At 73.2% G+C, this 13,479-nt stretch carries 14 protein-coding genes; 10 read left to right on the top strand and 4 right to left on the bottom strand.

Annotated features, from left to right (window positions below; all coding sequences use genetic code 11):
- Positions 1-39: 39 nt before the first annotated feature.
- Both ACIQFU_RS18270 and ACIQFU_RS18275 read left to right on the top strand, forming a co-directional pair.
- A complete protein-coding gene (locus ACIQFU_RS18270; protein ID WP_402552632.1) occupies positions 40-1,041 on the top strand; it encodes a glycoside hydrolase family 11 protein in 1,002 nt (333 codons plus the stop codon).
- Positions 1,042-1,078: 37 nt separating this feature from the next.
- A complete protein-coding gene (locus ACIQFU_RS18275) occupies positions 1,079-2,074 on the top strand; it encodes a polysaccharide deacetylase family protein (RefSeq protein WP_402552633.1) in 996 nt (331 codons plus the stop codon).
- Between the two features lie 61 nt (positions 2,075-2,135).
- Here the strand turns inward: ACIQFU_RS18275 and ACIQFU_RS18280 are convergent, their stop codons facing one another.
- Entirely contained in the window at positions 2,136-2,474 is a 339-nt protein-coding gene (locus ACIQFU_RS18280; protein WP_402552634.1) for a MazG-like family protein, read from the bottom strand.
- Between the two features lie 51 nt (positions 2,475-2,525).
- Positions 2,526-3,068 (bottom strand): DoxX family protein, encoded by a 543-nt coding sequence (locus tag ACIQFU_RS18285; RefSeq protein WP_402552636.1) that lies wholly within the window; start codon positions 3,066-3,068, stop codon positions 2,526-2,528.
- Positions 3,069-3,211: 143 nt separating this feature from the next.
- Between ACIQFU_RS18285 and ACIQFU_RS18290 the strand changes: the two genes are divergently transcribed.
- Positions 3,212-3,538, top strand: coding sequence for a nuclear transport factor 2 family protein (locus ACIQFU_RS18290; protein WP_402552638.1), 327 nt, complete (start codon positions 3,212-3,214; stop codon positions 3,536-3,538).
- A gap of 202 nt (positions 3,539-3,740) precedes the next feature.
- Here the strand turns inward: ACIQFU_RS18290 and ACIQFU_RS18295 are convergent, their stop codons facing one another.
- Entirely contained in the window at positions 3,741-4,532 is a 792-nt protein-coding gene (locus ACIQFU_RS18295) for an SDR family oxidoreductase (RefSeq protein ID WP_402552640.1), read from the bottom strand.
- 132 nt (positions 4,533-4,664) lie between these two features.
- Here ACIQFU_RS18295 and ACIQFU_RS18300 point away from each other — a divergent pair, with 132 nt between their 5' ends.
- Entirely contained in the window at positions 4,665-6,335 is a 1,671-nt protein-coding gene (locus ACIQFU_RS18300; RefSeq protein ID WP_402552642.1) for an alkaline phosphatase D family protein, read from the top strand.
- Here ACIQFU_RS18300 and ACIQFU_RS18305 read toward each other — a convergent pair.
- Complete coding sequence (locus tag ACIQFU_RS18305; RefSeq protein WP_402552644.1) at positions 6,322-7,362, bottom strand: Gfo/Idh/MocA family protein; 1,041 nt, start codon at positions 7,360-7,362, stop codon at positions 6,322-6,324. The genes ACIQFU_RS18300 and ACIQFU_RS18305 overlap by 14 nt on opposite strands.
- 92 nt (positions 7,363-7,454) lie before the next feature.
- Here ACIQFU_RS18305 and ACIQFU_RS18310 point away from each other — a divergent pair, with 92 nt between their 5' ends.
- The 6 genes from ACIQFU_RS18310 to ACIQFU_RS18335 all read left to right on the top strand — a co-directional run bounded on the left by ACIQFU_RS18310 (position 7,455) and on the right by ACIQFU_RS18335 (position 13,479).
- Positions 7,455-8,768 carry a multidrug effflux MFS transporter gene (locus ACIQFU_RS18310; RefSeq protein ID WP_402552646.1) on the top strand — a complete coding sequence of 438 codons (1,314 nt, stop codon included), beginning with the start codon at positions 7,455-7,457 and terminating at the stop codon, positions 8,766-8,768.
- Positions 8,729-9,892 carry a serine hydrolase domain-containing protein gene (locus ACIQFU_RS18315; protein WP_402552647.1) on the top strand — a complete coding sequence of 388 codons (1,164 nt, stop codon included), beginning with the start codon at positions 8,729-8,731 and terminating at the stop codon, positions 9,890-9,892. The genes ACIQFU_RS18310 and ACIQFU_RS18315 overlap by 40 nt, the downstream gene beginning before the upstream one ends.
- Before the next feature lie 284 nt (positions 9,893-10,176).
- Complete coding sequence (locus tag ACIQFU_RS18320; RefSeq protein WP_402552648.1) at positions 10,177-11,166, top strand: small ribosomal subunit Rsm22 family protein; 990 nt, start codon at positions 10,177-10,179, stop codon at positions 11,164-11,166.
- A gap of 74 nt (positions 11,167-11,240) precedes the next feature.
- Positions 11,241-11,927 carry a response regulator gene (locus ACIQFU_RS18325; protein WP_402552650.1) on the top strand — a complete coding sequence of 229 codons (687 nt, stop codon included), beginning with the start codon at positions 11,241-11,243 and terminating at the stop codon, positions 11,925-11,927.
- A 64-nt stretch (positions 11,928-11,991) separates the two neighbouring features.
- Positions 11,992-12,642, top strand: a complete 651-nt coding sequence (locus ACIQFU_RS18330) for a TetR/AcrR family transcriptional regulator (RefSeq protein ID WP_402552652.1) — start codon at positions 11,992-11,994, stop codon at positions 12,640-12,642.
- Positions 12,643-12,747: 105 nt separating this feature from the next.
- Positions 12,748-13,479, top strand: coding sequence for a bifunctional DNA primase/polymerase (locus ACIQFU_RS18335; RefSeq protein WP_402552653.1), 732 nt, complete (start codon positions 12,748-12,750; stop codon positions 13,477-13,479).

A 13,479-nucleotide genomic window follows, 5' to 3' on the forward strand; every position in this document is an offset into this window, starting at 1 on the left:
GCGCCGTTGTCCGAACCCCGCAGGAGAGGAACGCCTCCCATGAACCTGCTCGTCCCGTCGCGGCGCCGCAGACGAGGCTCCGTCACCTTGCTCGTCCGCAGTGCGTGGGCCGTCGCGCTGGCCGCGCTCGCCGCGCTGATGCTGCCGGGCACCGCCCAGGCCGACACGGTCGTCACGACCAACCAGGAGGGCACCAACAACGGCTACTACTACTCGTTCTGGACCGACAGCCAGGGCACCGTCTCCATGAACATGGGGTCCGGCGGCCAGTACAGCACCTCGTGGCGCAACACCGGCAACTTCGTGGCCGGCAAGGGCTGGAGCAACGGGGGACGCCGGTCCGTGCAGTACTCCGGCACCTTCAACCCGTCGGGCAACGCGTACCTGGCGCTCTACGGGTGGACGTCGAACCCGCTCGTCGAGTACTACATCGTCGACAACTGGGGCACCTACCGGCCCACGGGGGAGTTCAAGGGCACCGTCACCAGTGACAGCGGCACCTACGACATCTACAGGACGACCCGCGTGAACCAGCCCTCCGTCGAGGGCACCCGCACCTTCGACCAGTACTGGAGCGTGCGGCAGTCGAAGCGGACCGGCGGCACCATCACCACCGGCAACCACTTCGACGCGTGGGCGCGGGCCGGGATGCCGCTGGGCAACTTCAGCTACTACATGATCATGGCCACCGAGGGCTACCAGAGCAGCGGCAGTTCCAACATCAACGTCGGCGGCACGGGCTCCGGCGGTGGCGGCGACAACGGCGGCGGCGGAGGCGGGTGCACCGCGACGCTGTCCGCGGGGCAGAAGTGGGGGGACCGGTACAACCTCGACGTGTCCGTCAGTGGTGCCAGTGACTGGACGGTGACGATGAACGTGCCGTCCCCGGCGAAGGTCATGTCGACCTGGAACGTCAACGCGAGTTACCCCAACGCGCAGACGCTGACCGCCAAGCCGAACGGCAGCGGCAACAACTGGGGCGCCACCATCCAGGCCAACGGCAACTGGACCTGGCCCTCGGTCTCCTGCAGCGCGGGCTGACCGGCGCCGCCCGCCCGAGAGAGGAGGAAACACTCGTATGAGTACCAGAACAAGGGCATCATCGCGCCCCCTGCGCACCCTGGCCACCGGTGTCGCCGTCACCGCGCTCGCCGCCGCGGGCACCGTCGTGGCCGGCGCCGCTCCGGCCCGGGCCGCGGCCTGCAACGGCTACGTCGGGCTCACCTTCGACGACGGCCCCTCCGGCAGCACCCAGTCCCTGCTCAACGCGCTCAGGCAGAACGGACTGCGGGCCACCATGTTCAACCAGGGGCAGTACGCCGCCCAGAACCCCGCGCTGGTCCGGGCCCAGGTCGACGCCGGCATGTGGGTCGCCAACCACAGCTACACCCACCCACACATGACCCAGCTGAGCCAGGCCCAGATGGACTCGGAGATCTCCCGGACCCAGCAGGCGATCGCGGGCGCGGGAGGCGGGACGCCCAGGCTGTTCCGGCCGCCCTACGGCGAGACCAACGCCACGCTCCGGTCGGTCGAGGCCAAGTACGGGCTGACGGAGGTGATCTGGGACGTCGACTCCCAGGACTGGAACAACGCCAGTACCGACGCGATCGTCCAGGCCGTCTCGCGCCTCGGCAACGGACAGGTCGTCCTCATGCACGACTGGCCCGCCAACACCCTCGCGGCGATCCCGCGCATCGCGCAGACCCTGGCCGGCAAGGGACTGTGCTCCGGCATGATCTCGCCGCAGACCGGCCGCGCGGTCGCCCCCGACGGCGGCAGCGGCGGCGGGGGCGGTGGTGGTGGCGGTGGCTGTACGGCGACGCTGTCCGCCGGGCAGAAGTGGGGGGACCGGTACAACCTCGACGTGTCCGTCAGTGGTGGCAGTGACTGGACGGTGACGATGAACGTGCCGTCCCCGGCGAAGGTCATGTCGACCTGGAACGTCAACGCGAGTTACCCCAACGCGCAGACGCTGACCGCCAAGCCGAACGGCAGCGGCAACAACTGGGGCGCCACCATCCAGGCCAACGGCAACTGGACCTGGCCGACCGTGTCCTGCAGCGCGGGCTGACCAGGCTCTGACCGGTCCGCACCCGTGACCGACTCCCACGGGTGCGGACCTCCGTACGCGCTCACGTGCCCAGCGAGCGTCCCGCGACCCGTGCCAGGTGCCGGCCGAAGACCTCGCGGGCCTCGGGCGTCAGGGTCCGCAGCGCCACCATCGCCGTGATCACGACGTCGCACAGCTCCGCCTCCACGTCGTCCCAGGTGTGCGTGACGCCCTTGCGCGGGTTCTGGCCGGTCGCGCCGATCACCGCCTCGGCGACCTCGCCGACCTCCTCCGACAGCTTCAGCATGCGCAGCAGCAGGCCCTCCCGGCCGCCGACGGGCTGGTCCGCCTCCAGCCACCTCCACAGGTCGTCGACGGTGTTCCAGAGGTCGGCTCGCGTGCCGTCGGGGTTGTCGCTCATGCGGAGCAGCGTGCCATGTCCCCGGCCGGCCCACCGGCGCCCCCGCGGCCGTCAGTCGAACAGGGGCTCCTGCTGCCCCTCCGCCGCCCTGCGCAGCCGCCTGTTCCGCGCCCCCACGACCACCGTCGTGGCGGCCGCCGTCACCGCGAGGGCGGCCGGCACCATCCAGTTCCGGTTGACCGCGTGGCCGAGGGCGTGGTCGAGGGAGAGGCGGCCGGGGCCCGAGACCGCGAGGCCCGCCGCGGTCAGGCCGAGGGAGACCGCGTACTCGTAGCCGCCGGACTGGGCGAAGAAGCCGTTCGGGGCGTGCACCGCGGCGGCGCCCGCCATCGCGCCGACCGCCGCCGCACCCGCGGCCGGTGTGGCCAGGCCCAGGGCCAGCAGCGTCCCGCCGCCCGCCTCCGCCAGGCCCGCCGCGGTGGCGCTGGCCCGGCCGGGCGCGTAGCCCATGGCCTCCATGGCCCGGCCGGTGCCCTCGATCCCGCCCCCGCCGAACCAGCCGAGCAGTTTCTGCGCCCCGTGCGCCGCCAGGACGCCGCCGGTACCCAGGCGGAGCAGCAGCAGTCCGAGATCACGCCGGTCACAGCACTTCACTTCGACTCCCTGGCGGACGGCCCCCACGGGCGGCGGCGGTTCATCTGTCCACCGTCGCCCCTCGGCGGCGGCCGGGCCCGTCACGGGCGCCGTTCGGGTGGTGGCGGGTGGCGGGGGTGCGGAGCCGGTGTGACGCTGCCGCCATGACCATTCAGACCACGCGACTCAGTGACCCGGCCGTCCGCGCCTTCGTCACCGCCGTCAACGCCCACGACCGCGAGGCCTTCCTCGCGCTGCTCGCGCCGGACGCCACCATGGCCGACGACGGAGACGACCGGAACCTCGACCAGTGGATCGACCAGGAGATCTTCTCCTCCAACGGCCACATGGAGGTCGACAACGAGTCGAACGGCGGTCGCGCCCTCATCGCCCGCTACCGCAACGACACCTGGGGCGAGATGCGCACCCGGTGGGACTTCACCGTGGACGAGGACGGCCGGATCGCCCGCTTCGAGACCGGGCAGGCCTGACCCGAAGATGTTGCGGCAGCCGTTCCGCGCGCCGGTGCGACCGGTGTGCGGAACGGCTGCCGCCTCCCCCCTCGGTGTGGCCCATGGAGCGTTGTGGAAGACCAACGCCTCAAGTGTGAAGTTCTGGTGAAGGAGATTTGAGCATACGTCCTTCACCGGCCGCAATACCGCGGACTCTGAAATTCCGATCGTGTGAAGAGATTCAGCCGCGCCCCACGTACGGCATCGCCGTCGCCATGACCGTCGCGAACTGCACGTTGGCCTCCAGCGGCAGGCCGGCCATGTGCCGCACCGTGCGCGCCACGTCGGCGACGTCCATCACGGGCTCGGGTGCCGTCTCCCCGTTGGCCTGGAGCGCGCCGGTCTGCATGCCGGCCGTCATGTCGGTCGCCGCGTTGCCGATGTCGATCTGGCCGACCGCGATGCCGTAGGGACGGCCGTCCAGCGACAGCGACTTGGTCAGACCCGTCAGCGCGTGCTTGGTCGCCGTGTACGCCACCGAGTGCGGACGCGGCGTGTGCGCGGAGATCGAGCCGTTGTTGATGATCCGGCCGCCTTGCGGGTCCTGCTCCTTCATCTGCCGGTACGCCGCCTGCGCGCACAGGAACGCCCCGTTGAGGTTGGTGTCCACCACGTGCCGCCATGCCTCGTAGGGCAGTTCCTCGACGGGCACGCCGCCGGGCCCGAACGTCCCCGCGTTGTTGAACAGCAGGTCGAGCCGCCCGAACCGCTCGCGCACGGCGCCGAACAGGGCCGCCACGTCCTCGGGGCGTGACACGTCGGCCCGGACGGTGAGCGCCGTGCCGGCGCCCGCGGGTGCCGCCGCGGCCGTCTCGGCCAGGGGCTCGGGGCGGCGGCCGGCCAGGGCCACCGACCAGCCGGCGGTGAGCAGTTCGACGGCGACCGCCCGGCCGATGCCGGATCCGGCGCCGGTGACGACGGCGACCTTCCGCGTGCCGGTGCTTTCCTCGTCGGTGGTTCTCACGGTGTTCATGACTCGGCAGGGTACGGGTCGCGGAACATGCGGAACTCATTCGTCCGACATGCGATCGCCATGTCCGCGCCAAGCCCGGGTCGTTCCCGGACCGTCGAATGCCCCTTGCAACCACCGCAAGGGGAGGAACGGATGACACCCGCGAACCACCAGGCCCCGACCCCGGTCCCGGCCCAGTCGCAGCCCTCGCACGCGCCCGAACTCCGCGCCGCCGCGCGGAGCCTGGGCCGCCGCCGCTTCCTGACCGTCACCGGCGCCGCCGCCGCGCTGGCCTTCTCCGTGAACCTGCCGGCCGCCGGCGCGGCGAGCGCCGCCGAACTGGACGCCGCGCAGCTTCCCGCCGACCCCTTCACGCTCGGCGTCGCGTCGGGCGACCCGCAGCCCGACTCCGTGCTGCTGTGGACGCGCCTGGCCCCGGTGCCGTACCAGGCCGACAGCGGACTGCCCGCCAAACGCGTCGAGGTGAGCTGGGAGCTGGCCCTCGACGAACGGTTCCGCCGCGTCGTCAGAAGGGGCCGGGCCACCGCCCACCCCGAGTTCCACCACACCGTGCACGTCGAGGTCGGCCACCTCGCGCCGGACCACGTCTACCACTACCGCTTCCGCGCCGGCCGGTACGTCAGCCCCGTCGGCCGCACCCGCACCGCACCCGCCCGGCACAGCCGGGTCTCCGGCCTCACCTTCGGGCTCGTCTCCTGCCAGAGGTACGACCAGGGGTACTACACCGCCTACAAGCACCTGGCCCGGGAGGACGTCGACGTAGTCTTCCACCTCGGCGACTACCTCTACGAGTACGCCGTGAACGCCACCGGCGGTTCCCGCGCCCACCCCGCGGGCACCCTGCCCGCCCACTTCAACCACGAGACGGTGACGCTGGAGGACTACCGCCTGCGCTACGCCCTCTACAAGTCGGACCCCGACCTGCGGGCCGCGCACGCCGCGCACCCCTTCGTCGTCACCTGGGACGACCACGAGACCGAGAACAACTACGCCGACGAGACGCCGGAGAACGGCGTCCCGCCGGAGGAGTTCCTCATCCGCCGGGCCGCCGCCTACCGCGCCTACTGGGAGAACATGCCGCTGCGGCGCCCGCAGTTGCCCGACGGCCCGGACCTGAAGCTCTACCGCCGCCTGCACTGGGGACGGCTCGCCCAGTTCGACGTGCTCGACACCCGGCAGTACCGCTCCGACCAGGCCTACGGCGACGGCTGGCAGTTCCCCGGACCCGAGTCGGAGGACCCGGGCCGCACGCTCACCGGCGACGCCCAGGAGCGCTGGCTGATCAACGGCTGGCACCGGTCCAACGCCCTGTGGAACGTGGTGCCCCAGCAGGTCACCTTCTCCCAGCGGTACAACTCGACGAGCACGCCGTCCAAGGTCTCCATGGACTCCTGGGACGGCTACCCGGCCTCCCGCGAGCGGATCCTGGCCGGCGCGCAGGCCGCCGGGATCGAGAACCTCATGGTGCTCACCGGCGACGTGCACGTCTCCTACGGCTTCGACGTCAAGCGCGACTTCGACGACCCGGACTCCCGGACCCTGGGCACGGAGATCGTCACCACCTCGGTCACCAGCGGCGGTGACGGCTCCGAGAAGCCGTCCAACTGGGACACCCTCATGGCCGCCAATCCGCACCTGAGGTTCTTCAACGGGCTGCGCGGCTACGCCACGGTGTCCCTGGGCCGCGAGTCGGCGCGCGCCGACTTCAAGACGGTGTCCCACGTGACCACCGAGGGCGCGCCGCTCAAGAACGCCGGGTCCTTCGTCGTCGAGGCGGGGGAGCCGGGGCTCAAGCCGGCGTGACGGCGGGCTCCGCGGCCTCCCCCGTCTCGCCCGCTTCTCCCGGGTAGCGGACGCCGACGCGGTCCCGGATCGCGTCGAGCGTCCGCATCACGGCGAGCGTGCCGTCGAGGGGGACCAGCTGCGACTCGGTCTCCCCGGCGCGCAGGGCCCGCATCACCTCCTCGGCCTCGTGCCGCAGGCTCTCGCGGGGCCCGTCGGCCGGGTCGGCCCGGAACTCCCGCGGGTCCCGGCCGTCCCGGTGCAGGACGAAGCGGTCCGGGAAGAAGAAGCCGTCCGGCACGTCGATACGGCCCTCGGAACCGGTGATCGACGCGGAGTTGGGGGTGCCGCCGGTGATGGAGCAGTGCACGGTCGCCAGCGCGCCGCTGTCGTAGGAGAGCAGCGCGCCCGTCTGGAGGTCGACGCCCTCCTCCGAGAGCACCGCGCGCGCCGCGACGTCCGACGGCTCACCGAGCAGCAGCTGCGCGAACGACACCGGGTACACGCCCAGGTCGAGGAGCGCGCCGCCGCCCTGCGCGGGGTCGCGCAGCCGGTGCGCGGGCGGGAACGGGCCCGCGAGGCCGAAGTCCGCCTGGAGACTGCGGACCTCGCCGATCGCGCCGTCCTCGACCAGCGCCTTCAGGCGCCGTACCAGCGGGTTGCAGTACATCCACATGGCTTCCATGAGGAAGACGCCGTTCCCGCGGGCGAGCGCGACCAGTTCCGCCGCCTCGCGCGCGTTGAGCGTGAACGGCTTCTCGCACAGCACGTTCCGGCCCGCCTCCAGGCACAGGCCGGCCGCGGTCCGGTGCGCCGAGTGCGGCGTCGCGACGTACACCACGTCGACGTCCTCGTCCCGCGCCAGCGTCTCCCAGCCGCCGTACGCCCGCGGTATCCCGAACCGCTCCGCGAACGCCTTCGCCGACTCCTGGGAACGCGACGCGACCGCCACGACCTCCGCGTCCGGCAGATCGACCAGATCCGCCGTGAACCGCGCCGCCATCCCGCCGGTCGCGAGAATCCCCCAGCGCACCTTCTGCCCGGTCACCGCTGACACCCTGCCCCACCCTCGCTCAGGTTCGTTCAACTGCGTACGACCTGAGAGCATAGGCGGCGGATCTGTAGAAGAGGGAGGGGCACATGCCCGAGCGCGGGCCGTCCATACCGTCCGTACCGTCGTCCACGCCACCCATGCCGCACCCGGCGCCGAAGGCCAGGGAGGCCGTCCGTCCGCTGCCCGCCGCCCGGCGTATCAGTCTGCTCGTCACCCTGATCCTCGGCAGCCTCACGGCCACGCCGCCGCTGGCGATGGACATGTACCTCCCCGCGCTCCCGGAGGTCACCCGCTCCCTGGGCGCGCCCGCCGCCACCGTCCAGCTCACGCTCACCGCCTGCCTGGCCGGCATGGCCCTCGGGCAGATCGTGGTCGGCCCGATGAGCGACAAGTGGGGGCGCCGGCGCCCGCTGCTGGCCGGGCTCGCCGTCTACGTCGTCGCCACCGCCCTGTGCGCCGTCGCGCCGAACGTGGAACTCCTCGTCGCCTTCCGGCTGGTCCAGGGGCTCGCGGGCGCCGCCGGAATCGTCATCGCCCGGGCCGTCGTACGCGACCTGTACGACGGCGTGGCCATGGCCCGCTTCTTCTCCACCCTCATGCTGATCTCCGGCGTCGCGCCGGTCGTCGCGCCGCTCATCGGCGGGCAGATCCTGCGCGTGACGGACTGGCGGGGCGTGTTCGTCGTCCTCGTGGTGGTCGGCGTGGTGCTGGGCGCGGTCGTGTGGGCCAGGCTGCCGGAGACGCTGCCCGTCGAGGAGCGGCACGCCGGCGGCGTCGGCGACACCCTCCGCGCGATGCGCGGGCTGCTCGCCGACCGCGCCTTCACCGGGTACATGCTCGCGGGCGGCTTCGCCTTCGCCTCGCTCTTCGCCTACGTCGCCGCGTCCCCGTTCGTCGTCCAGGAGATCTACGGGGCCTCCGCGCAGACGTTCAGCCTGCTGTTCGGCCTCAACTCCATCGGGCTCGTGGTGGTCGGGCAGATCAACGGCAAGATCCTGGTCGGGCGGGTCAGGCTGGACCGGGTGCTCGGCGTCGGCCTCGTCGTCGTGATCGCCGCCGCGACCGCGCTGCTGCTGATGTCCCTCGGCGTCTTCGGCGAGGTCGGGCTCGGGCCGGTCGCCGTCGCGCTGTTCGTGCTCATGTCCGCGATGGGCATCAGCCTGCCCAACACCCAGGCGCTCGCCCTGATGCGGGTGCGGAAGTCCGCCGGCTCCGCCTCCGCGCTGCTCGGCACGTCCTCCTTCCTCATCGGCGCCGTCGCCTCCCCGCTGGTCGGGATCGCCGGGGAGGACACCGCCGTACCGATGGCCGTGGTCCAGCTCGCGGCGGCGGTCGTGGCGCTCGGCTTCCTCGTGACCATGTGCCGCGGGCAGGGAGCAGGCAAGGGAGCGGACAACTGAGCGCTCCGAGACTGCGTGGCGACACCCCGGAGCGGGCCGGGCTCGATCCCGTGGGGCTCCGGCGTGTCGTCGCCCAGGTGCACGACCTCACCCACGGCGAACGCCCCTGGGCGGCGGGTGCCGTCGTGGCCGTGGGGCGCGGGCCCGTGCTCGCCGTCGAGGAGGCGGCCGGCTGGGCGGTGCGCTACGCCTCCTACGACCCGCACAGCGACACGGGCGTGGAGCTGCCGGCCCGCTCCCGGGTGCCGGCGACCGTCGACACGCCCTTCGACCTCGCCTCCCTGACGAAGCTGTTCACCGCGGTCGCCGCCGTGCAGCAGATCGAGCGGGGCACGCTCGGGATCGACGCGGAGGTGGGCGCCTACCTGCCGGACTTCCGGGCCGCGGCCGAACACCGCGTCACCGTAAGGCAGCTGCTCACCCACACCTCGGGGCTGCGGCCCGAGCTCCCGCTGTACGACTGCGCCGACGACGCGGAACGGCTGCGGCGGCTGCGTGCGGAGCCGCCCGTGGGGGTGCCCGGCACGTACTGCTACTCCGACCTGAACATGCTGCTCCTCCAGCACGTCCTGGAGCGGATCACCGGCCGTACCCTCGACGTCCTGGTCCGCGACGGGATCACCCGGCCGCTGGGCATGGCGGCGACACGCTTCGGGCCGTGTCCCGACGCGGCGGCCACCGAGGACCAGCGACGGCCGTGGGCCAAGACGGACCGGGGGATGCTGCGCGGGGTCGTCCACGACGAGAACGCGTGGGCGATGGGCGGGGTGGCCGGTCACGCGGGACTGTTCTCCACGGGGCGGGACCTCGCGGTCTTCAGCCGGACGCTGCTCGCGGGCGGCTCCCACGGGCCGGCCCGCATCCTGGGCCCGGACTTCGTGGAGCTGCTCTTCACCGAACCGGGACTCGGTTTCGTCATCGACCAGCCGTGGTTCATGGGCGAACTGGCGGGGCGCGGGACGGCGGGCCACACCGGCTTCACCGGCACGATGCTGGTCCTCGACCGGGCGACGGAAACCTTCGCGATCCTCCTCGCCAACACCGTCCACCCCCGGCGCCGCCCCGCGTCCAACGCCGCCCGCGCCGCCCTGTGCACCGAGGTGGCACGGGCGGTGCGGGCGTGATGCCTGCGGCGCCTGTGCGGGTTCGGTGGGGGTGCGCGTAGCGCCTCGGGTTCGGTGGTGGGCCGTGGCCGGGCCGGGGGCGCCCGTCCTCGGAACGGCGCGGAATCGGTCACTTGAAGAGGCTCGGGGCGTTGACGCGCCGACCGCTGCGGGCGGACACCCCGCCCGCCCCGTCAGCGCCGGGCCGCGCACCCCTCCCCGCGCCCGCACCCGCCCCGGGGCGCCCGTCGACCCCGGACCACGCGACCCACCGCGCCCCACGGGGGGCCTCGTACAATCGCCGGGTGAACCACCCCGCCACCCCCGCCGACACCCTGCGAGCCACCCTCGCCGACCTCGTCGACGGGCTCCCGCCCCGGCAGGCCGCGCAGGCCGTCGAGCGGCTGATCGCCAACTACCGCGGGGACACCCCGACCGACGCCCCCATCCTCCGCGACCGTGCCGACGTCGTCGCCTACGCCGCGTACCGCATGCCCGCCACCTTCGCCGCGGTGCGCTCCGCACTGGCCGAGTTCGCCGCGGCCGTGCCGGGCTGGGCGCCCGGCAGCCACGTGGACGTGGGCGGCGGGACCGGCGCCGCGACCTGGGCCGTCAGCGACACCTGGGACGGGACGCGTCCGGTGACCGTGCTCGACTGGGCCGAGCCCGCGCTCGCCCTCGGCCGGGAGATCGCCGCCTCCCTCGACACCCTGCGCGACGCCCGCTGGCAGCGCGCCCGGATCGGAGCGGCGCTCACCGTCGGGAGCGCCGACCTCGTCACGGTGTCCTACGTGCTCAACGAACTGACCGGTTCCGACCGCGCCGCCCTCGTCGACGCCGCCGCCGGGGCCGCGCAGGCCGTCGTGATCGTCGAGGCCGGCACCCCCGCCGGATACGCCCGCGTCATCGAGGCCCGCGACCGGCTGATCGCCGCCGGGTTCCGGGTCGCCGCGCCCTGCCCGCACAGCGCCGCCTGCCCCATCGTGCCGGGTACCGACTGGTGCCACTTCGCGGCGCGCGTCAGCCGGTCCAGCCTGCACCGGCAGGTCAAGAGCGGTTCCCTCGCCTACGAGGACGAGAAGTTCAGCTACGTCGCCGCCACCCGGCTTCCCGTCGAACCCGCCGCCTCCCGCGTGGTCCGGCGCCCGCAGATCCGCAAGGGCCAGGTCCTGCTCGACCTGTGCGAGCCCGACGAGCGGCTCGGCCGCCGGACGGTCACCAAGCGCCACGGCGACCTGTACAAGGCGGCCCGGGACGCGGCCTGGGGCGACCCCTGGCCGGCCGGAGAGGGGTGACGGAGGGTGTCCGGCGCCAACGCCCGCGACGAGTAGGGTCGTTGCGGCCCGACGACCTGGAAGTGGACCTCCCCGTGGACCGTGACGTGCACCGTGCCCCGCGCCTCGTGATCGCCGAGGACGACCCGCTGCTGCGCGAGGGCCTTGCCCTGCTGCTGCGGGCCGAGGGGATGGACGTGGTGGCCACCGCGGACACCGCCGAGTCGGTACTCGACGCCATCGACGAACACGAGCCCGACGTGGCCGTCCTGGACGTGCGCATGCCGCCCACCCACACCGACGAAGGCGTCCGTGCGGCCGTCGAGGCCCGGCGCCGGCACCCCGGACTCGCCGTTCTGGTGCTGTCCGCGTACGTGGAGCAGTCCTTCGCCACCGACCTGCTGACCGGCGGGGTGAGCGGCCTCGGCTACCTGCTCAAGGAACGCGTCGGCCGGGTCGAGGAGTTCATGGACGCGCTCGGCCGGGTCGCGGGCGGCGGCACCGCCATCGACCCCGAGGTCGTCGCCCAGCTGTTCACCCGGTCCCGCAAGGACACCCGGCTGGAGCGCCTCAGTCCGCGGGAGCGGGAGGTGCTCGCCCTGATGGCCGAGGGCCTGGGCAACAGCGCCATCGCCGGACGGCTCGTGGTCACCGACGGCGCGGTCCACAAGCACATCCGCAGCATCTTCGCCAAGCTCGACCTGTCCCCGGCCGACCAGGTCGACCGGCGGGTGGCGGCCGTTCTGCACTACCTGGAGAACGCGCGGGCGCCACGCCGCTGAGCCGTCGGCCCACTCTCCGCCGCCAGCGAGACGCTGCGTCTTGTCAACCTGGTAGCTTCGGAGCATGGCCACACAGAAGTCCACCCGCACCCCCGCCCCCGCCGCCGAGCGGCCGCACCCCGACGCCACCCGGCGCAGCCAGCGGTCCCGCCAGGCCATCTACGACGCCGCCCTCGCCCTGGTCGGCGAGGTCGGCTACCCGAGGACCACCATCGAGGGCATCGCCGCCCGCGCCGGCGTCGGCAAGCAGACGATCTACCGCTGGTGGTCCTCGAAGGCGGACGTCCTGCTGGAGGCCTTCCTCGACCTCGGCGACCGGCTCGTGGAGGCCGCCGGCGAGGAGGCGTACACCATTCCGGACACCGGCGACGTGGCCGCCGACCTCAAGACGGTCCTGCGCGCCACCGTCGACGAACTGTGCGATCCCAGGTTCGAGGCCCCCTACCGCGCCCTGGCCGCGGAGGGTGTCGTCAACGAGGAGCTGGGCCGGACCTTCGTGGCCCGGCTCCTGGAGCCGTCGCTGCAGCTCCACGCCGACCGGCTGCGCGCCGCTCAGCGGGCCGGCCAGGTGCGGCAGGACATCGACCTGCGGATCGCGCTGGAGCTCTTCGTCTCCCCGCTCGCCCAGCGCTGGCTCCAGCACACCGGGCCGTTCTCCCACGCCTACACCGACACCCTCGTCGACTACGCGCTGCACGGGCTCGCTCCCCGGTGACCGAAGAGCCCTGACCAGGGAAGTTTGTCCCTTCGCGACCCCGAAGCGCCGAATGGTGCGACGATAGGGCATGCTGGAGCGCACGACGGCGAGGCAAGGGGATAGATGAGCGCGGAGTTCGGCGGTCGGAGCGGTCTGCAGGGCAAACTCTCCTCGTGGCTGCGCGGACGCCGCCCCAAGGAGGCCGCCCCGGAAGGTGGCCGGGAGGACCTGCTGCTCGCCGCCGCCGGTGCGGGACTGCCCCTGGCGCCCGCCGCGCACCCCGCCGGATACCGTTGCTCCTGCGACCGCGTGGGCTGTCCCACCCCGGCCCGGCACCCCGTGTCGTTCGCCTGGCAGACGCAGTCCACCACCGACCGCGCCCAGATCGAGCGCTGGGCCCGGCACCAGCCCGAGGCGAACTTCATCACCGCGACCGGCATGGTGCACGACGTACTCGACGTGCCGCTCCAGGCCGGCCGGGAGGCGCTGGAACGGCTGCTCGCCGCGGGTGTCGAGGTCGGCCCCGTCGCCGAGAGCGGCGACGGGCGCATGCTGCTGTTCACCCTCACCCGCGGCACCCCCGAGGACGAGGACGAGTGGTGGCCCTGCGAGCTGGACTGCCACCCCGAGACCATGGACGAGCACCCCGGGCTGCGCTGGCACTGCCGCGGCTCCTACGTACTGGTGCCGCCGGCCCGGCTCCCCGGCCAGGACCGGACCGTGCACTGGGTGCGCGGCCCGGAGCACCCGCTGCCGGACCCGCTGACCCTCCTGGAGACCCTCACCGACGCCTGCGCCCGGCACGCCGGCGAGGAGAGCGAGCACCAGGGCGCCGCCTGGCCGCTGCGCCGCTGA

This window comes from Streptomyces sp. NPDC093065 (genome assembly GCF_044754585.1).
In the GTDB taxonomy this organism is placed as follows: domain Bacteria; phylum Actinomycetota; class Actinomycetes; order Streptomycetales; family Streptomycetaceae; genus Streptomyces.